The 18,590-nt window shown below is 62.6% G+C and carries 17 protein-coding genes and 2 tRNA genes; 17 read left to right on the plus strand and 2 right to left on the minus strand.

What is annotated here, in order from left to right; genetic code table 11:
- Positions 1 to 339 precede the first annotated feature (339 nt).
- The 12 genes from dnaA (at position 340) to KG104_RS00060 (ending at position 13,278) form a co-directional block, all read left to right on the plus strand.
- A complete protein-coding gene (gene dnaA, locus KG104_RS00005; protein WP_104053476.1) occupies positions 340 to 1,758 on the plus strand; it encodes a chromosomal replication initiator protein DnaA in 1,419 nt (472 codons plus the stop codon).
- 565 nt (positions 1,759 to 2,323) lie between these two features.
- Complete coding sequence (dnaN, locus tag KG104_RS00010) at positions 2,324 to 3,448, plus strand: DNA polymerase III subunit beta (protein WP_104053477.1); 1,125 nt, start codon at positions 2,324 to 2,326, stop codon at positions 3,446 to 3,448.
- Positions 3,449 to 3,496: 48 nt separating this feature from the next.
- Positions 3,497 to 4,477, plus strand: coding sequence for a phosphogluconate dehydrogenase (NAD(+)-dependent, decarboxylating) (gene gnd / locus KG104_RS00015; protein WP_104053478.1), 981 nt, complete (start codon positions 3,497 to 3,499; stop codon positions 4,475 to 4,477).
- A gap of 66 nt (positions 4,478 to 4,543) precedes the next feature.
- The gene (gene recF, locus KG104_RS00020) at positions 4,544 to 5,728 is read left to right on the plus strand and encodes a DNA replication/repair protein RecF (protein ID WP_207348153.1); all 1,185 of its coding nucleotides are present in this window, start codon (positions 4,544 to 4,546) and stop codon (positions 5,726 to 5,728) included.
- Entirely contained in the window at positions 5,712 to 6,260 is a 549-nt protein-coding gene (locus tag KG104_RS00025) for a DciA family protein (protein ID WP_237688633.1), read from the plus strand. The genes recF and KG104_RS00025 overlap by 17 nt, the downstream gene beginning before the upstream one ends.
- Positions 6,261 to 6,523: 263 nt before the next feature.
- The gene (gene gyrB, locus KG104_RS00030; protein WP_104053480.1) at positions 6,524 to 8,572 is read left to right on the plus strand and encodes a DNA topoisomerase (ATP-hydrolyzing) subunit B; all 2,049 of its coding nucleotides are present in this window, start codon (positions 6,524 to 6,526) and stop codon (positions 8,570 to 8,572) included.
- Between the two features lie 57 nt (positions 8,573 to 8,629).
- On the plus strand, positions 8,630 to 11,254 hold the full coding sequence (gene gyrA / locus KG104_RS00035) for a DNA gyrase subunit A (RefSeq protein WP_104053481.1): 2,625 nt from the start codon (positions 8,630 to 8,632) through the stop codon (positions 11,252 to 11,254).
- On the plus strand, positions 11,251 to 11,760 hold the full coding sequence (locus KG104_RS00040) for a DUF3566 domain-containing protein (protein WP_104053482.1): 510 nt from the start codon (positions 11,251 to 11,253) through the stop codon (positions 11,758 to 11,760). Before gyrA ends, KG104_RS00040 begins: the two co-directional genes overlap by 4 nt.
- Positions 11,761 to 11,891: 131 nt before the next feature.
- Positions 11,892 to 11,965 (plus strand) — tRNA-Ile (locus KG104_RS00045).
- 45 nt (positions 11,966 to 12,010) lie between these two features.
- Entirely contained in the window at positions 12,011 to 12,130 is a 120-nt protein-coding gene (locus KG104_RS00050) for a DLW-39 family protein (protein ID WP_216202331.1), read from the plus strand.
- Positions 12,131 to 12,199: 69 nt separating this feature from the next.
- Positions 12,200 to 12,272 (plus strand) — tRNA-Ala (locus KG104_RS00055).
- A 91-nt stretch (positions 12,273 to 12,363) separates the two neighbouring features.
- A complete protein-coding gene (locus tag KG104_RS00060; RefSeq protein WP_207348152.1) occupies positions 12,364 to 13,278 on the plus strand; it encodes a DMT family transporter in 915 nt (304 codons plus the stop codon).
- Between the two features lie 98 nt (positions 13,279 to 13,376).
- Here KG104_RS00060 and KG104_RS00065 read toward each other — a convergent pair whose 3' ends face one another.
- Positions 13,377 to 14,357 (minus strand): hypothetical protein, encoded by a 981-nt coding sequence (locus tag KG104_RS00065; RefSeq protein ID WP_216202333.1) that lies wholly within the window; start codon positions 14,355 to 14,357, stop codon positions 13,377 to 13,379.
- A 154-nt stretch (positions 14,358 to 14,511) separates the two neighbouring features.
- On the opposite strand from KG104_RS00065, the gene KG104_RS00070 reads away from it, so the two are divergent.
- Together KG104_RS00070 and KG104_RS00075 are read left to right on the plus strand one after the other, a co-directional pair.
- Positions 14,512 to 15,054 carry a peptidylprolyl isomerase gene (locus KG104_RS00070; protein ID WP_104053485.1) on the plus strand — a complete coding sequence of 181 codons (543 nt, stop codon included), beginning with the start codon at positions 14,512 to 14,514 and terminating at the stop codon, positions 15,052 to 15,054.
- Between the two features lie 218 nt (positions 15,055 to 15,272).
- Positions 15,273 to 15,989: a rhomboid family intramembrane serine protease gene (locus tag KG104_RS00075; protein WP_307859007.1), complete on the plus strand. Its 717-nt coding sequence runs from the start codon at positions 15,273 to 15,275 to the stop codon at positions 15,987 to 15,989.
- Between the two features lie 488 nt (positions 15,990 to 16,477).
- Here KG104_RS00075 and KG104_RS00080 read toward each other — a convergent pair whose 3' ends face one another.
- The gene (locus KG104_RS00080; RefSeq protein ID WP_104053487.1) at positions 16,478 to 16,729 is read right to left on the minus strand and encodes a cell division protein CrgA; all 252 of its coding nucleotides are present in this window, start codon (positions 16,727 to 16,729) and stop codon (positions 16,478 to 16,480) included.
- Between the two features lie 219 nt (positions 16,730 to 16,948).
- Between KG104_RS00080 and KG104_RS00085 the strand changes: the two genes are divergently transcribed.
- From KG104_RS00085 to KG104_RS00095, 3 genes are read left to right on the plus strand one after another with little or no spacing between them, the layout of a single operon-like run.
- Entirely contained in the window at positions 16,949 to 17,749 is an 801-nt protein-coding gene (locus tag KG104_RS00085) for a class E sortase (RefSeq protein ID WP_207348149.1), read from the plus strand.
- On the plus strand, positions 17,750 to 17,920 hold the full coding sequence (locus tag KG104_RS00090) for a hypothetical protein (RefSeq protein WP_181032189.1): 171 nt from the start codon (positions 17,750 to 17,752) through the stop codon (positions 17,918 to 17,920).
- A 4-nt stretch (positions 17,921 to 17,924) separates the two neighbouring features.
- Positions 17,925 to 18,587 carry an aminodeoxychorismate/anthranilate synthase component II gene (locus KG104_RS00095; RefSeq protein ID WP_207348148.1) on the plus strand — a complete coding sequence of 221 codons (663 nt, stop codon included), beginning with the start codon at positions 17,925 to 17,927 and terminating at the stop codon, positions 18,585 to 18,587.
- The last annotated feature ends 3 nt before the right edge of the window (positions 18,588 to 18,590 follow it).

Below are 18,590 nucleotides of genomic sequence, written 5' to 3' on the forward strand. Positions count from 1 at the left end.
GAGTGCAGATAGCAGACACAAAGGACTACTCCACGTTAGGGGCAGGACCGCCCCCAGTCAAACCGGGATTGGGCGGCCCGGACCACTTGCCTGTTCATACAGTTTCATCCACACCTGTGGACAACTCCTTCCAGCATACCTGCCCACAGGGTGGTGTGAGCCCTGTCCCAGAGCCTGTCCACAGGCGGATTCCAGCTACCACAGGGGGAAATCATCCCTTAGGCTAGGCGTCGGGCGGTTTATCCACCAACTGTGTATAAGTCTGTGGATGAAACGCCGGAAACCCGCCCGGGCTTCCATGTTTTCTGAGACCGCTGAGGGCGATCACGAGAGGTTTTTGTGGGCACGGACGAAATCAACGACGTCGGCAGTTCCTGGCGCAAGGTTATTCGAACGCTGGAAACGGACGACCGAGTCTCTCCCCGGCAGCGCGGATTCGTGGTTCTGGCCCAGGCACAGGGTCTGATCGGAACCACTCTGCTGGTGGCGGTGCCCAACGAACTGACCCGCGAGGTTCTGCAGACCCAGCTCAAGCACATTCTGGATGAGGTCCTGCGGGGAGTCTTCCAGGCCGATATCCAATGTGCTTTCGTCATTGACGCGGACATGCTGCCGGCGGTGAAGGCCGATCCCGAACCGGAACCCGAACAGCCCGCACCGAATCCGGTCCCGAGCGGTGAAAGCGCTCCCTCTCCCACACCGCCGAGCACTTCCCAGGAATTCGGCCGGCTCAATCCCAAGTACGTCTTCGAGACGTTCGTGATCGGTTCCTCCAACCGGTTTGCGCACGCCGCTGCGGTGGCTGTGGCCGAAGCCCCCGCCAAGGCCTACAACCCCTTGTTCATCTACGGGGATTCGGGGCTGGGAAAGACCCACCTGCTGCACGCCATCGGACACTATGCGCGGCACCTTTACACGGGTATCCGCGTGCGGTACGTAAATTCCGAGGAGTTCACCAACGACTTCATCAACTCCATCCGGTATGACGAGGGAGCCAGCTTCAAGCAGCTCTACCGCAATGTGGACATCCTGCTCATTGACGACATCCAGTTCCTGGCCAACAAGGATGCTACGCAGGAAGAGTTCTTCCATACGTTCAATGCCTTGCACAACCACAACAAACAGGTCGTCATCACTTCCGATCTGCCGCCCAAGCAGCTTTCGGGCTTTGAGGAACGGATGCGGTCCCGCTTCGAGTGGGGTCTGCTCACCGATGTGCAGCCGCCGGAGCTGGAAACCCGTATTGCGATCCTGCGCAAGAAGGCCATCGGCGACAGCCTGAGTGCTCCTGACGATGTCCTTGAGTACATCGCCTCCAAAATTTCCACCAACATCCGCGAGCTGGAGGGCGCCCTGATCCGGGTGACCGCCTTCGCCAGCCTCAATCGGCAGCAGGTGGACGTGGGACTGGCTGAGATTGTGCTCAAAGACCTGATTACCGACGACGGCGCCCAGGAAATCACCGCGGCATCAATCCTCGGGCAGACGGCAGCCTATTTCCAGATCTCGCTGGAAGAACTGTGTTCCAAGTCCCGCACCAGGACCCTGGTCACGGCCCGTCAGATCGCCATGTACCTCTGCCGTGAACTTACGGACATGTCGCTGCCCAAGATCGGACAGGAACTCGGCGGGCGGGACCACACCACGGTGATTCACGCGGACCGCAAAATCAGGGAGCTCATGGCTGAGCGCCGCGCCATCTACAACCAGGTCACTGAACTGACAAACCGCATCAAGCAGCAGCAGCGGGAGGCATAATCCGCGGAATTCCGCGGATGCAGAGCCCCGCAGGGGCTCGAAATTAACATTTGTGGACAAGGGTGTGGATAACCCGGTGGATAACTCCCAACGAGCTGCACTTCCCTGTGGATACGCGGAATTACAAAAAAGTTCCCCACAGCCCGGCCTGGACGCGGCATGCGGTGCCCACAGGTTATCCACAGGCAACAAAAGCCATGACGCCGCGATCGACTAGGTTATCCACAGTATCCACAGGAGTTATTAACACTACGAACCTTAAGAAATTCGGTTCCATCAAATAACATCTGACCTTTCCGGACCACTTGCGCTTCCTTGCCGGAACGAACATCGGATGTCTCTTCAGATCACAGAGGGCTGCATCCGAAGATGCCTCCGGCGCCGTGCATATGCGGCGGGTCTGGCGCTAAGCTGGCACAGAGTATTGTTGTCATTCGCAGCCCATCCTGAGATGGTGTCTCGAACGCGGTGCAGCTGCGGCGCCGCAGCGCGCGGCGATGCTCCCTCACTTGTCATGAAGATTCAGTTGTACTGAGAAGTACGTTGTGAAAGGCGGCACCCTGCAGTGAAGTTCAGAGTTGAGCGGGATGTCCTGGCCGAAGCGGTTACATGGACAGCGCGTTCCCTCTCGCCGCGTCCCCCGGTTCCGGTTCTGTCGGGCCTGCTGATCAAAGCGGAGAGCGGATCACTGAGCATCGCAAGCTTCGACTACGAGATTTCGGCCAGGCTGCAGATCGCGGCCGATATCGCCGAAGAAGGGACCATCCTGGTCTCGGGCCGGCTGCTCGCCGAAATCTGCCGCAGCCTCCCGTCGGCACCCGTCGAGGTGGAAACTGACGGGTCGAAGGTGACCCTGACCTGCCGCAACAGCCGCTTCAACCTCGCCACTATGCCCGTGGCCGAATATCCCGAACTTCCCGCCCTTCCTGAGGTCAGCGGTGTTGTGGACGGCGATGCGTTTGCGCAGGCTGTCTCCCAGGTCATCATTGCCGCCAGCCGGGATGACACGCTCCCCATCCTCACCGGCGTGCGGATGGAAATTGAAGACGATCTCATCACCTTCCTGGCCACGGACCGTTACCGTCTGGCCCTGCGGGAACTGTCATGGAAGCCGTCCACTCCCGGCATCTCCACCAGTGCACTGGTCAAAGCCAAGACCCTGAACGAGGTGGCAAAAACCCTCGGCGGCGCCGGTGACCTGAATATTGCCTTCTCCGATGACAGCGAACTGATCGGCTTCGAAAGCGGCGGCCGCCGCACCACGTCGCTCCTCGTCGACGGCGACTACCCCAAGATCCGGTCCCTGTTCCCGGACAACACACCCATTCACGCCACAGTGGAAACCAGCGCCCTGGTCGAGGCCGTGCGCCGTGTGTCCCTGGTAGCGGAGCGAAATACTCCGGTCCGGCTTGCCTTCACCGACGGCCAGGTCACCCTGGATGCAGGCACCGGCGAGGATGCCCAGGCCTCGGAGGCACTGGAGGCGTCCCTGATCGGCGACGACATCACAGTGGCTTTCAATCCGCACTATCTCAGCGAGGGCCTGGGCGCCTTCCCGAGCAAGTACGTGCGTTTCTCCTTTACGACGCCGCCGAAGCCGGCCGTTATTTCGGCCCAGGAAGAGCTCACGGGGGACGACCGGGAGGACTACCGGTACCTGTTGATGCCGGTGCGGCTGCCCAACCAATAGGCCAGCGCCGCGGAAGCCGTCCGCGACCGCAAAGAAGAGGAACCTGCCATGCACATAGGCCTCATCGGACTCGGCAAAATGGGTTTCAACATGCGCGAACGGCTGCGCCGCAACGGCATTGACGTTACCGGCTTTGACCGAAATCCCGTGGTCAGCGACGTGATGTCAGTAACCGAGCTGGCCTCGGAACTTCCTTCACCGCGGGTGGTGTGGCTGATGGTGCCGGCAGGGGAGGTCACTGAAGCCGTTATTCGTGAGCTGGCGGAAGTGCTCTCACCCGGTGATCTGGTGATAGACGGGGGAAATTCCCGGTACGACGCCGATATCCGCAACGCGGAGAAACTCGCCGCAACGGGAATCCGCTTTATGGACTGCGGCGTCTCGGGAGGAGTCTGGGGCAGGGAGAACGGCTACGGCCTGATGGCCGGCGGCGAAGCGGCGGACATTGCCCTGGCGATGCCGGTCCTGGACGCTCTGCGGCCGGAGGGCGAGCGTGAGCGCAGCTTTGTGCATGCCGGCGCCGTTGGCGCGGGCCATTACGCCAAGATGATCCACAACGGCATCGAGTACGGCCTGATGCAGGCCTATGCCGAGGGATACGAACTGCTGGCAGGCAAAGACATCATTACGGATGTTCCCGGAGTGATGCGGGCCTGGCAGGACGGCACCGTCATCCGGTCGTGGCTGCTGGATCTGATGGTCAACGCCCTGGATGAGGATCCGGGACTAAGCCGCGTTGCCGGCTATGCGGAGGATTCCGGCGAAGGCAGGTGGACGGTCCAGGAGGCTGTGGCCAACGGCATCCCCGCACCGGTCATCACGGCCGCCCTGTATGCCAGGTTTGTGTCCCGGCAGGAAGATTCACCGGCCATGAAAATGGTGGCTGCGCTGCGAAACCAGTTTGGCGGTCACAGCGTCAGGTCAACGGATGACGTCGTGCCGCCCGAAACGCCTCCGGACGTGGCCTCCCGGCGCCAGGATCCCGACGTGCCGCGGGCAGCAGTCGATGAGACTGGAAGCCCGGAGTAATCTGCGGCAGTAGGGTGGGAAGTACAGGACTAGTTGCAGGTGGAAGGCAGGAAAAGGTGGACGGGTTTGTACATTGATTACCTCTCCCTGACTGGTTTTCGCAGTTATGCGCAGCTTGATCTGGAACTTAAACCCGGAGTCACAGTTTTTGTCGGACCCAACGGCACCGGGAAAACAAACATCGTCGAAGCGATCGGTTATCTGGCGTCGCTCTCCTCCCACCGGGTGAGCAGTGATGCCCCGCTGGTGTCTTTTGACGCCGGCCAGGCCCTCGTCCGCGCCCGGCTCGTGCGGGGCAGCCAGCGCACCAGCGTTGAACTGGAACTCAATCCGGGACGGTCCAACCGGGCCCGGATCAACCGGGCCAACCCCGTGCGTGCCCGCGACATCCTGGGCATGTGCCGCACGGTACTGTTCGCCCCTGAGGATCTGGCACTGGTCAAGGGAGATCCGTCCAGCCGGCGCCGGTTCATCGATGAGTTGATCGTGTCCCTGGTCCCCCGCCATGCAGCCACCCGAAGCGACTATGAGCGCGTCCTGAAACAGCGCAACGCACTGCTTAAATCCGTCCGCGCCGCCGGACGTTTCACCTCGTCCCACGAGGCAACCCTGGAAGTATGGGACCAGCACATGGCGGTGGCCGGTGCCGGCCTGCTGGCGGCCCGGCTCTCCGCTCTGCAGCGCCTGCAGCCTCATCTGCAGAGCGCCTACCGTGATCTGACCGACGGCAGCAAGGCGGCTCGGGCCGTGTACCGCTCCACGCTGCAGGGAGCAGTGAACGACGACGGCGCCGTCGTCGGTGATTCAGACCCGGAGGAACTCTACGGGCTCAGTGAACAGGAGCTGGCCGAGCGGTTCCTGGCGGCGTTTGCCGCCAACCGGCGCCGGGAACTGGAACGCGGCATCTCCCTGGTGGGACCCCACCGCGACGATCTGGAGCTGATCCTCGGGCAGGCACCGGCCAAGGGCTATGCCTCCCACGGCGAGACCTGGTCGTTTGCCCTGGCCCTGCGCCTGGGAACTTACTATTTGCTCCTCAGCGATGATGAGACTCCGGGAGCAGGCCCCATCCTGATCCTCGACGATGTGTTTGCGGAACTGGATGTCCAGCGCCGCGGCCGCCTGGCCGGGATCGTCGCCGGCGCGGAACAGGTGCTTGTTACCGCTGCGGTGGCCGGAGACATCCCCGAAGCTCTTGCCGGGGAACAGATCACCGTAGTTCCCGGAGGCATTAGTGTTCCCGCCCTCTGATGCCGATGAAAACCGGGAAACCGGGGAGCCGGAGGTCCGCCAGGATGCTGCGCAGGCCCAACTGAACCGGATGCGCCAGGCCGCCCAGTCCCGCGGCAACCAGCGAATTTCTCCGAGCCGGCGCAAGGCCGGGCAGAAGCGGTCCGCCCTGCCGTTTGTGCCCGGCGAATACACCGGCAGGGACCCCCAGGGGGTGGGCAAGGTCTTCAACCGCTTTGTCAGCGAACGCGGCTGGAATTCGCCCGTAGCGGTGGGATCGGTGATTTCCCGCTGGGAGGAACTCGTGGGCCCCGAGGTCAGTGCGCACTGCACACCCGAGTCCTTTTCGGACACAACAGTGCAGGTCCGCTGTGATTCCACGGCCTGGGCCACCCAGCTGCGGCTGCTGCGCAGCTCGCTGATCAGCCGGTTCGACGCCGAGCTGGGTCCCGGCGTAGTGACCAAAATTGAAGTCATCGGCCCGGCCGCGCCGAACTGGCGCAAGGGCCTGCGCAGCGTCAAGGGCCGCGGCCCGCGCGACACTTACGGGTAACCGGCGCGTCCTCTCAACCGGATCCCCGGGAGTTGCCTGACGCCGTTCAGCGGCTCGGGAACCCCTGCAGTCATATCCGGACTTGGAGAAGGGGTTGGAATCGTCTCAAAACATGCTTTGGTGGCCGCTTAGGGGGTGTTTTGGCCGGTATTGACCCCCACGACACGGTAGAATTGGTAGTTGAGACGCCTGCCCTGGGGGAGGCGTTCTAATTTGACCAACACACTGAGGAGTCGACAGCACCTGTGGCTAACGACAATGAGATGGACAACGCTGACGTAACGCCAGAGCACCACAGCGAGGCTGACGCACCTGCTCCGCACGAGTATGGCGCCAACGAAATCACCGTGCTGGAAGGACTGGAAGCCGTCCGGAAACGTCCGGGCATGTATATCGGTTCCACCGGGCCCCGCGGGCTGCACCACCTGGTGTACGAAGTGGTGGACAACTCCGTTGACGAAGCCCTGGCCGGGTACTGCGACCGCATTGACGTGACGCTCCAGGCCGACGGCGGTGTACGGGTCAGCGACAACGGCCGCGGTATCCCCGTGGACATGCACCCCACCGAAAACATGCCCACCGTCCAGGTGGTCATGACCATCCTGCACGCCGGCGGAAAGTTTGGCGGCGGCGGGTACGCGGTCTCCGGCGGTCTGCACGGTGTGGGCATTTCCGTGGTCAACGCCCTCTCGGCCCGAGTGGAAACCGAGATTCGGCGCCAGGGATTTGTCTGGCACCAGAGCTTCGCCGACGGCGGTCATCCGGTGGGAGGCCTTCGCAAGGGCGAGGCCACCGACGAGACCGGCACCATCCAGACGTTCTATCCCGACCCCTCCATCTTTGAAACCACGGAGTTCGACTTCGAGACCCTGCGGGCGCGGTTCCAGCAGATGGCGTTCCTGAACAAGGGACTGCGGATTGTCCTCACCGATGAGCGGACCGTCGAAGAAGACGCCGAGGAAATCGCCGAAGCACCGTCTGAGGACGGAACCGAGACCGGTCCCAAGCACCGCGTGGTCGATTACATGTACAAGGACGGGCTCCTTGATTACGTCAAGTACCTGAACACGTCCAAGAAGTACGAAGCCGTCCACGACGACGTCATTGCCTTTGAAACCGAAGACAGTGACAAGAAAATGGCCGTGGAAATGGCCCTGCAGTGGACCACCGCCTACTCGGAGAGCGTCCACACCTACGCCAACACGATCAACACGCATGAAGGCGGCACCCACGAAGAGGGTTTCCGTGCTGCCATGACGTCCCTGATCAACCGGTATGCCCGTGAGAAGAACATCATCAAGGAAAAGGATGACAACCTCACCGGTGATGACATCCGCGAAGGCCTGACCGCTGTCATTTCCGTGAAGCTGGCCGAGCCGCAGTTCGAAGGCCAGACCAAGACGAAGCTGGGAAACTCCGAGGTCAAGGGTTTCGTGCAGCGCGTGGTCACTGACCAGCTCGGGGACTGGCTGGAGCGCAACCCCGGCCCCGCCCGTGACGTGATCCGCAAGTCCATCCAGGCCTCCCAGGCGCGCCTGGCAGCCCGCAAGGCCCGCGAGTCCACCCGCCGCAAGGGCCTGCTGGAATCGGGCGGAATGCCCGGCAAACTCAAGGACTGCTCCTCCAAGGACCCGTCCAAGTCGGAAATCTACATTGTGGAGGGTGACTCCGCAGGCGGTTCCGCCGTCCGCGGCCGCAACCCCGAAACCCAAGCCATCCTCCCGCTGCGCGGCAAGATCCTCAACGTGGAACGCGCCCGTCTGGACCGCGCGCTGGGAAACGCCGAAGTCCAGTCCATGATTACCGCCTTCGGCGCGGGCATCGGCGAGGATTTCGACGTCGAGAAGGCCCGCTACCACAAGATCGTGCTGATGGCCGATGCCGACGTTGACGGCCAGCACATCACCACGCTGCTGCTGACGCTGCTCTTCCGCTACATGCGCCCGCTCATCGAGAGCGGTTTCGTGTACCTGGCGCAGCCGCCGCTGTACCGCATCAAGTGGTCCAACCATGCCCACGACTACGTTTACAGCGACCGTGAACGCGACGAAGTGGTGGCCCGCGGCCTGGCCAACAACCAGCGCCTGCCCAAGGACAACGGCATCCAGCGCTACAAGGGCCTGGGCGAGATGGACTACACCGAGCTCTGGGACACCACCATGGATCCCGACCACCGCACGCTGCTGCAGGTCACCATGGACGATGCCGCTGCCGTGGACCAGATCTTCTCCGTCCTGATGGGCGAGGACGTTGAATCCCGCCGCAACTTCATCCAGCAGAACGCCAAGGATGTGCGCTTCCTGGACATCTAGGAACGAGATTCCCCTGCGCCCGCGGATTTACAGAGTTTTTGAAGAACGGAACAACCAATGAGTGAAGAGACCCTCTCAGACCGGGTTGAACAGATCGATCTGCAGACTGAAATGCAGCGGTCCTACCTGGACTACGCCATGGCGGTCATCGTCGGGCGTGCCCTGCCGGATGTGCGCGACGGCCTGAAGCCCGTGCACCGCCGCGTGCTGTACGCGATGTTCGACGGCGGCTACCGCCCCGAACGCTCGTTCAACAAGTGCGCCCGCGTGGTGGGTGAAGTCATGGGCCAGTACCACCCGCACGGCGACTCGGCCATCTACGATGCCCTGGTCCGCCTGATCCAGGACTGGACCATGCGCTACCCGCTGGCTCTGGGACAGGGCAACTTCGGCTCCCCCGGCAACGACGGCGCAGCCGCCCCGCGGTACACCGAAACCAAGATGGCACCTCTGGCCATGGAAATGGTCCGTGACATCGACGAGGAAACCGTCGATTTCATGGACAACTACGATGGCCGCAACCAGGAACCCACCATCCTGCCGGCACGGTTCCCGAACCTGCTGGTCAACGGTTCCTCCGGCATCGCGGTGGGTATGGCCACCAACATTCCCCCGCACAACCTGCGCGAAGTAGCCGACGGCGTCCAGTGGTACCTGGAAAACCCGGACGCCCCCAATGACGTCCTGCTCGAGGAACTGATCCGGCGGATCAAGGGCCCGGACTTCCCCACCGGCGCTCAGATCCTGGGCCACAAGGGAATCGAAGACGCCTACCGGACCGGCCGCGGCTCCATCACCATGCGCGCCGTCGTCAACGTCGAGGAACTCCAGGGCCGCACCTGCCTGGTGGTGACCGAACTCCCCTACCAGGCCAACCCGGACAACCTCGCGATCAAGATCGCCGAACTGGTCAAGGACGGCAAGGTCTCCGGCATCGCCGACATGCGCGATGAAACCTCCGGCCGCACCGGCCAGCGCCTGGTGATCGTGCTCAAGCGCGACGCCGTGGCCAAGGTGGTCCTGAACAACCTGTACAAGCACACACAGCTGCAGGAAAACTTCGGCGCGAACATGCTGGCGATCGTGGACGGAGTGCCCCGCACCCTGAGCCTTGACGCGTTCATCCGCCACTGGGTCACCCACCAGTTGGAAGTTATCGTCCGCCGCACCCGCTACCGGCTGCGCAAGGCCGAAGAAGTGGCGCACATCCTCATCGGCCTGCTCAAGGCCCTGGATGCCCTGGACGATGTCATTGCCCTGATCCGCCGCTCCACCACGGTCGAAGAGGCCCGCAACGGCCTCATGGGCCTGCTGGACATCGATGAACTGCAGGCCCAGGCCATCCTGGACATGCAGCTACGCCGCCTGGCCGCCCTGGAACGCCAGAAGATCCAGGACCAGCACGCCAAGCTGCAGACCGAAATCGCCGAATACAACGCCATCTTGGCATCGGACGCGCGCCAGCGGCAGATCGTCAGCGAAGAACTGCACGAAATCGCGGAGAAGTACGGCGATGACCGCCGCACCCACATCGTGATGGGCTATGACGGCGACATGAGCATGGAAGACCTCATTCCCGAAGAGGAAATGGTGGTCACCATCACCCGCGGCGGATACGTCAAGCGGACCCGCAGCGACAACTACCGCCAGCAGGCCCGCGGCGGCAAGGGCATCAAGGGTGCTCAGCTGCGCGGCGACGACGTCGTCGAGCACTTCTTCGTCACCACCACGCACCACTGGCTGCTGTTCTTCACCAACCTGGGCCGCGTGTACCGTGCCAAGGCCTACGAACTGGCGGAAGCCGGCCGGGACGCCAAGGGCCAGCACGTGGCCAACCTGCTGGCCTTCCAGCCGGATGAGCACATTGCCCAGGTCCTTGACCTGCCCGGCTACGACGCGGCCCCGTACCTGGTCCTCGCGACCAAGCGCGGACTGGTGAAGAAAACCCGGCTGGAGGACTACGACACCAACCGTTCCGCCGGCGTCATTGCCATCAACCTGCGCGACGGCGACGAACTCGTTTCCGCCCAGCTGGTCTCCGAAACCGATGACCTGATGCTGGTGTCCCGCAAGGGCCAGTCACTGCGCTTCACCGCCACTGACGATGCCCTTCGCCCCATGGGCCGGGCCACCTCGGGCGTCACCGGCATGAAGTTCCGCGAGGATGACGAACTGCTGGCAGCTGACGTTGTCACCGAGGACTCCTATGTGTTCATTGTGACCGAAGGCGGATACGCCAAGCGGACCGCTGTGGATGAATACCGGGTACAGGGCCGCGGCGGTCTGGGCATCAAGGTTGCCAAGTACGCCGAGGACCGCGGGCATCTGGTGGGCGCCATGATCGTGCAGGAAGAAGACGAAGTCCTGGTGGTCATGCAGGGCGGCAAGGTTGTCCGCTCCTCCGTTGCCGGGGTTCCGGCGAAGGGCCGCGACACCATGGGCGTCATTTTCGCCAAGCCGGACAAGAATGACCGCATCATCGCGGTGGCCCGGAACTCCGAGCGAGATCTGGGAATTGAAGAGACGGACGACGACGCCGGTGAGAGCGCTCCCGATGCCGCTGACGGAGCCACGGGGACGGTTGCAGAGTCTGTAGGCACCGGTGTGGATGAAGTACCGTTGGCTACAGACAAAACGGCTGAGCAGGATGCACAGTCAGCAGAAGATGGAGGTAACGAGTGAGCTCGACCAACTCAAATCCCAGGTCGGCTTCGGGCACAGGACCCCGGGTAAAGACACCCGCGCGCCCCGCCCAGCGTCCCGGAGGTGGTCAGAGCGCTCCGGCGAACCGGCAGCCGCTGGTAAAGCCGGCCCCCAAGGCCAAGGCCCGCAAAGCCCGTCTGCTCGTGAGTAAGATCGACCCGTGGTCGGTCCTGAAGATGGCTTTCCTGCTGTCGGTGGCCCTCGGCGTCGTAACCGTGGTGGCCGCGATTGTGATCTGGACTGTACTGGACCTGACCGGCATCTTTGACCGGGTCAACTCGCTGCTCGGCGAGATCGCCGGGAGCGAATCCGGCGGATTCGACCTGCGTGAGTTTGCCTCGCTGGGACAGGTGGTCTCCTTCGCCACCATCATCGCCGTCGTCAACGTCCTGCTGCTGACCGCGCTGTCCATGCTTGCTTCAGTGCTGTACAACATTGCCTCCACCCTTGTGGGCGGCATCGGCGTCACCCTGACAGACGACTAAAAAGCCCGTTGTATTTTCTGTTTTCCTGCGGTGCCGGAGAGAAAAAACTCCGGGACCGCAGGAAAACCGAACCGGATTTGGGTTCCGGGCAGAGGTGGGGTAAAGTTTTATCTCGGCCCGAGAAGGTATCGGGGCGCATAGCTCAGGCGGTTAGAGCGCTTCGCTGATAACGAAGAGGTCCCAGGTTCAAGTCCTGGTGCGCCCACGGAACATCACCTCTTGGTGGTGAACCACAAGGCAAGGAGGCACTGTGAAGAAGTTGCTGGCACTAGCTGCAGCGGCGGTCGCAGGAATCTTTGCCGCAAAAAAATGGCAGGAATCTGCTGCGGAGAAATCCGTATGGAAGGCATCAACCGACAAGGTTGACTAAATTTCCACAAAAGAATGATTCCGGTTCCACCGCACGTCAGGGTGGGATACACTGGATGAGTTCACATTCGGGGGCATGGCGCAATTGGTAGCGCACCTGCTTTGCAAGCAGGGGGTTCGGGGTTCGAGTCCCCGTGCCTCCACCGAAAGAAAGTCCCGGCCGGCTGGCCGGGACTTTCTGCTTTAACACCCGGCTTCATCACGCAGTGCCTGCGGTCATCTATTGTTGCTCTGGTGATCGTTTTACTCGCCGTGATCGGCGTCCTGGGTGTATCAGCCTCCGGCCCCATCATGGCGGCAACGGCTGCGCCGGCTCTGGCCATTGCCTTCTGGCGCAACGCCCTGGGCGCGGTGATCATGGGAGTTCCCACGGCACTGCGCAATCCCGGCGGATTTACCCGGCTCTCCCGGACCGAGGCCAAGTGGACCTTCATCGCCTCGCTCGCACTCGCTCTGCACTTCGCCTGCTTCATCACCTCCCTCAAACTGACCTCCGTTGCAGCAGCAACAGCGCTGGTCTGCCTTCAAGCGGGCTGGATAGCCCTCTTCAACCTGTGCCGGGGCATCCACGTTGCACCACGCGTGCTCGCCGGGCTGGGAGCGGCGCTGGCCGGCGTCGTTGTCATTACCGGCTTTGACCTCACGCTTTCCCGTGAAGCAGCCCTGGGGGATCTGCTGGCCGTCGCCGGCGGAGCATTGGCGGGCCTGTACACCATCGCCGGAGGCAAGGCCCGGGCCACCATGAGCACCGGAACCTACACCTCCCTCTGCTACGGCCTGTGCTCGCTGATCCTGCTCCTCCTGTGCGCCGTCTTCGGGCAGCCCGTGGTGTCTTTCACGCCCCAGGCGTGGCTCGGGATCCTGGCCGTGACCCTGGTGGCCCAGATCCTGGGGCACAGCGTCTTCAACCACCTGCTGGCCGTCATATCGCCGCTGGTCGTTTCCATGATCATTCTGCTGGAAATCCCCGGGGCAGCCATTCTTGCCGCTGTGTTCCTCGGAGAACAACTGCCGGCGGGGACGTACGGGGGCCTGGCGCTTATCCTCGCGGGCCTCGCCGTGGTGGTCACGGGCCAGGGGCGCAAAGCTGCCCGCACGGGCGCTCTGCCGCCGGCACCCCCCGCACTGGGCGGAGATGTCGAGAACTAGCAGGGAGGATCTCCCGCTAACGGGGCCGCACGCAAAAGAGGGCCCCCGCTGAGCGGGAGCCCTCTTGAAGGTTAAGCGTACTGCGGTACCAGGCCTGCTTACTCGGCAGTCTTTTCGGCCGGCTTGTCAGCGTGTGCACCGGAGGTCTTCACAGCGTCGGATGCCTTGGCTGCTGCTTCCTTGCTGTGCTTGCCTGCTTCAGCGGCCTTCTCGCCGCTGCGGGCAGCTGCGCGTTCGGCTGCTTCCTTGATGCTGGCCACGGTTTCCTTGGTTTCCTGCACGGATTCCTTGCCGTTGGCAGCAGCCTTGGAAGCGGAGTCCTCGGACTTGGCAGCAACCGGAGCAGGCGCGGTGGCAGCTGCGGCGGCCTTGGGGGCTGCGGGTTCGGTGGAAGCAGGCTTGGGCTCGGGAACCTTAATGGTCTCCGGCTTGGCGGGGGCCGGGGTCTTCCAGGGGTCCTCCACCGGACGCGACGCACGCCATGCTGCAACTCCGGCTGCAACTGCCGCTGCAATGATGCCGAAGATCAGCCAGCCCTTGCCGCCGCCCTTCTGGTTCTTGCGGGCTTCCTTCGCAGCGCGGGCGGCAGCCTTCTGGGCCTTCTTCAAGGCCTTCTTGTTGCCCGTAACCTTCGCCACGGCCGTCTGCACGGGCACGGACGCGGTACCGAGGGAACGCGTGACCGTTGCCGATGCATCGCCGATGCGGTTGGACAGGGTGGGGATGTAATCATCCACAACCTTGTCACGGGCTCCGGTGATGACCGGAGTTGCACGGTCGAGGGTGTGCTGGATACGGGGAGTTGCCTCGTCCACTGCGTGGCTGATCTTCGGACCCACCTTCTGCAGACCATCCTGGATACGCGGCGTGACCGTTGCTACCCCGGCAGCAACGCCGTCGCCGGCGCGCTTGATGCCTTCCTGGATTTTGGGCGAAGCGGTCTCGATACCCTTTTCGATGCGGGGCATTGCCCAGTCACGAGCGGCCTCAACCTTGGGCGTTGCCCAGTCACGTGCTGTTTCTACGCCTGCAGTGACATTGGATTCAAAGTCACGGGCCATGCGGTCCTTCTTCTTCAAAACTACCTCCCGGGATAGTGTCGGTTCATTCCTTACCCTACGTTGACTTGGCAACTGTGTGCTATTGACGGGCTGGGCGGGGCGGACTTTTCACTGTGCGCTGAACCGGCGAAATTCTGCCCGTCTGCTGCCCTGCCGTGGAAGAATGTTGCATATGACTGCTATTCCTACCGCAATTGCGACCATCCACACGTCCATGGGCGACATCAAGGTGAACCTCTTCGGCAACCATGCGCCCAAGACCGTCAAGAACTTTGTTGGCCTGGCCACCGGTGAAATCGAGTGGACCGACCCGGCGACGGGTGAGAAGACCAGCCGCCCGCTGTATGACGGCACCATCTTCCACCGCATCATCAAGGACTTCATGATCCAGGGCGGCGATCCTCTGGGCCGCGGCACCGGCGGACCGGGCTACCAGTTCGATGACGAGATCAACCCGGACCTGGACTTCTCCACCCCGTACAAGCTGGCCATGGCGAACGCCGGAATCCAGATGGGCCGCGGAACCAACGGTTCACAGTTCTTCATCACTTCGGTCCCGACCACCTGGCTCCAGGGCAAGCACACCATCTTCGGCGAGGTAGCCGACGACGAATCACGCGCCCTGGTCGACCAGCTCAACGCAGTCGCCACCGATATGCGCGACAAGCCGGCCGAAGACGTTGTCATCAACAGCATCACCGTCGAACAGCTCTAACCAGTTCACGGATGCCCCGGTCGGAAACTTCGGCCGGGGCCTTTCGTTCATCTGGCCTCATTTCTCTCTGGGAGTAAACGCAAATGTCGTATGGAGTGCCTGCTGAAACACCTGCCTCACAGGTGCCGGTCTGTCCGCGTCATCCGGATCGGATCAGCTACATCCGCTGCCAGCGCTGCGGCCGTCCGGCCTGTCCTGAGTGCCAGCACACGGCGCCGGTGGGCATCCAGTGTGCGGACTGCTTTTCGGAAAGCCGGCGCCAGTCACCTGCCTACCGCACCCCCTACGGCGGAAAGGTCTCCACTGGAAAGCCGGTAGTCACCATCACCCTGATGGTCATCTGCGGCATCTTCTTCGCCATCCAGTTCTTCTACCCGCCGTTCACCTACGAGCTCTGGTACGCACCGCTGTACACCGGAATCGAGCCCTGGCGGATGCTGTCCTCAGCGTTCCTGCACTCCCCTTCCGGAATACTGCACATAGCCTTCAATCTCTACGCCCTCTGGTTCCTGGGCCAGGGACTGGAGCCGGCGCTGGGCAGGTTACGTTTCGCTCTGCTGTATCTCGTGTCCGCACTGGGCGGATCGGTGGGCGTGCTGCTGCTCAGCCCCATCAACCAGCCGGTTGTTGGTGCATCGGGGGCCATCTTTGGCCTCTTTGGCGCCCTGCTGGTGGTGCTGCTGCAGCGCCGGGCCAGCGTGCGAAGCGTGCTGATCCTGCTGGCGGTCAACTTTGCGCTGGGATTCTTTGTGCCCAATATTGCGTGGCAGGCGCACCTGGGCGGATTGCTGACAGGTATCGCCTGCGCGGCGGTCCTGGTCTACGCGCCCAAGGGGAAGAACCGGAACCTCGTGCAGTTTGGCGGCCTGGCCTCAATCGTGGTGTTCCTATGTATTATTTCCGCGGTGCTGGCGGCAGCCAAGGGTCTTATCTGACGCTTCCAGCGGCGGTTCGGTGATCCACAGCCGGCCTGGTGTTATCCACAGGGATACCCACAGTGTTAATAACTCGGCGGAGTCCATCGGCTGCGGCCGCTCATTCCCGGGGCTGCGGTACGGCAAACCTGCGGCGATTAAGCCCCCGCGGCATTGATTTCAGGTGAGCTGCGGCGCCTCCGCACCGGATCAGGCGGGCCGGGTCCGTGGTGCTCTCCACGGATGACTCAGAGTTATCCACAGGGTCGATGGATGGCTATGAACAGGTTATCCAGAGGCAAAAAGAAGTTACACACATGTAATTCCACAGTTGTGGATAACTCTCAGCCCCGAGACTGCGCGGATTTCCCCACTTGTACGGGAAAAGTTACACACACCTGTGGATAACTCTGTGCACAGAGTGTGTACAAGGTTTCTGCACAGGCAGAGAAAGAAAACGCCTCCGCTGCGGAAGGCAGCGGAGGCGGACAGGGTACTGGTGCAGCTGGTCAGCGCCAGCGCGTGGTCATCAGGAAGCCAACAATGGCAATGCCGAATCCCACCAGGATATTGCCGCCGCCGAGCGCCGGAACCGGATAGGCACCCTGGGAAATGTAGAAGACGATAATCCACAGCAGGCCAATAATCATCAGGCCAAACATGACGGGCTTGTACCAGACCGGATTCGGCTTCGGAGCTGACGAGGCCTTGGCGGCGGGCGGTGCAGCTGCGGGTTTCTTGCGGGACTTGGACTCGGGCACGGATCCTCCTAGCGGAACCGGCTCTTGGACGCCGGTCGGTACGGTCATGGCGGGGCCGTGGGTGCAGTGCTGCCGCACCGGGCTGCTGCCCGGCTGTATCCTGACTGGGGGCGCCACCGCACCTGGCTGTTTCCCTTGTAATCATCGTAGCGAATGGCGCGGCGTATGCGCGCCGTCTGCGCCGGCCCGCATCTACTTCTGGAAAGGGGAACCGTGGCCATGTCTCGCAGGGAAGCTCACGCTCCCGTGGGGTCGCACGGCGCCCGCAACCGCCGGCAGGGGCGCAGCCCCGGCCAATGGATTATCCAAATTCTTGGCGAGCTGCTTATTACCCTGGGGCTGCTCCTGGTCCTGTACGTGGTGTGGGAGCTCTGGTGGACCAACATCGACGCCAACCGCAAGCAGGACCAGGCTGTGGGCAACCTGTTCGCGGAGTTCGACGGCCCGGTGGAGCCGGTGCCGGAGCCGGCAGCGGACAATCCTGATTACGGAGACCCTGCGGTCCTTCCTGCCATCGAAGAGGAGGGCCGCACCTTTGCCGTGGTTTACATTCCGCGGTTCGGAGAGACTTACTCACGCCCGGTGACAAGCGGAGTGGGAACCGCGGTGCTGGATTCGCTGGGGCTGGGTCATTACCCCTCAACTGCGATGCCCGGTGAAGTGGGCAACTTTGCAGTGGCAGGACACCGCCAAACCCACGGGCAGGTACTTGACGCCATCCACACCCTGGTCCCGGGCGATAAAATTTATGTTCAGACCAAGGACGGCTATTACAGCTACGTCTACCGCAACAACCAAATTGTCCTGCCGGACCGGGTGGACGTGATCGCGCCGGTGCCGACGCAGCCGGCTGCGGTGCCCACCGAACGGTTCCTCACCATGACCAGCTGCAATCCCCGGTTCGGCGCCGAGGAACGCATCATTGCGTACGCGGTCATGGACTCGTGGCAGCCGCTCTCTGCCGGTCCCCCGGCAGAGATAGCACCCCAGGTTGCCCATAATGCCCAAGGAGCAGGCTAAATGTACGGTTGGATCTTTCGGAGCCTCCCGGGTCCCCTCTGGACCCGTATCCTCATCGCCCTCGTGCTGATCGCCGGTGCGGTGCTCCTGCTGATGACGTGGGTTTTCCCGTGGTTCTCCGAATTCAGCTTCCTCAGTCCCCTCACTGATTCCACGATTGAAGGTTCCTAGCCCCATGAGCACCATCCGCATTCTGGTCGTCGACAACTACGACAGCTTTGTCTACACGCTGGTGGGATATCTGCAGCAGCTTGGAGCCGAAACCACAGTGGTGCGCAACGACGACGTGAGTCTGCCGGAAGCGATCGAACTGGCCTCCGCCCGCGACGGTGTTCTGGTATCACCGGGCCCCGGAGCACCTGCCGAAGCAGGGGTGTGCGTCGATTTGATCCGCTGGTGCGGAGAAAACAGCAAACCCATGCTGGGCATCTGTTTGGGACACCAGGCTCTGGCCGAGGCATACGGGGGCACCGTTACCCATGCCCCGGAACTGATGCACGGCAAGACGTCTTCGGTCCGGCACGAGGGCACAGATGTGTTCCGCGGTCTGCCCAGTCCTGTGACAGCAACGCGCTACCACTCACTGGCCGCTGTCGCCGACACCATTCCCGGGGACCTCGAGGTCACGGCACGGACGGACAGCGGCATCATTATGGGCCTGAAACATATCTCGGCTCCCCTGTCAGGCGTTCAATTCCACCCCGAATCCGTCCTGACCGAGGGCGGATACCAGATGCTGGGCAACTGGCTGGAAAGCCTGGGTTTGGCCGGAGCTGCAGAGCATGCCGCTACCCTCAGCCCTTTGATGTCCACGACACGGGAAAACTCCCCGCACTGAGCC

The organism is Arthrobacter sunyaminii (genome assembly GCF_018866305.1).
GTDB lineage: Bacteria > Actinomycetota > Actinomycetes > Actinomycetales > Micrococcaceae > Arthrobacter_B > Arthrobacter_B sunyaminii.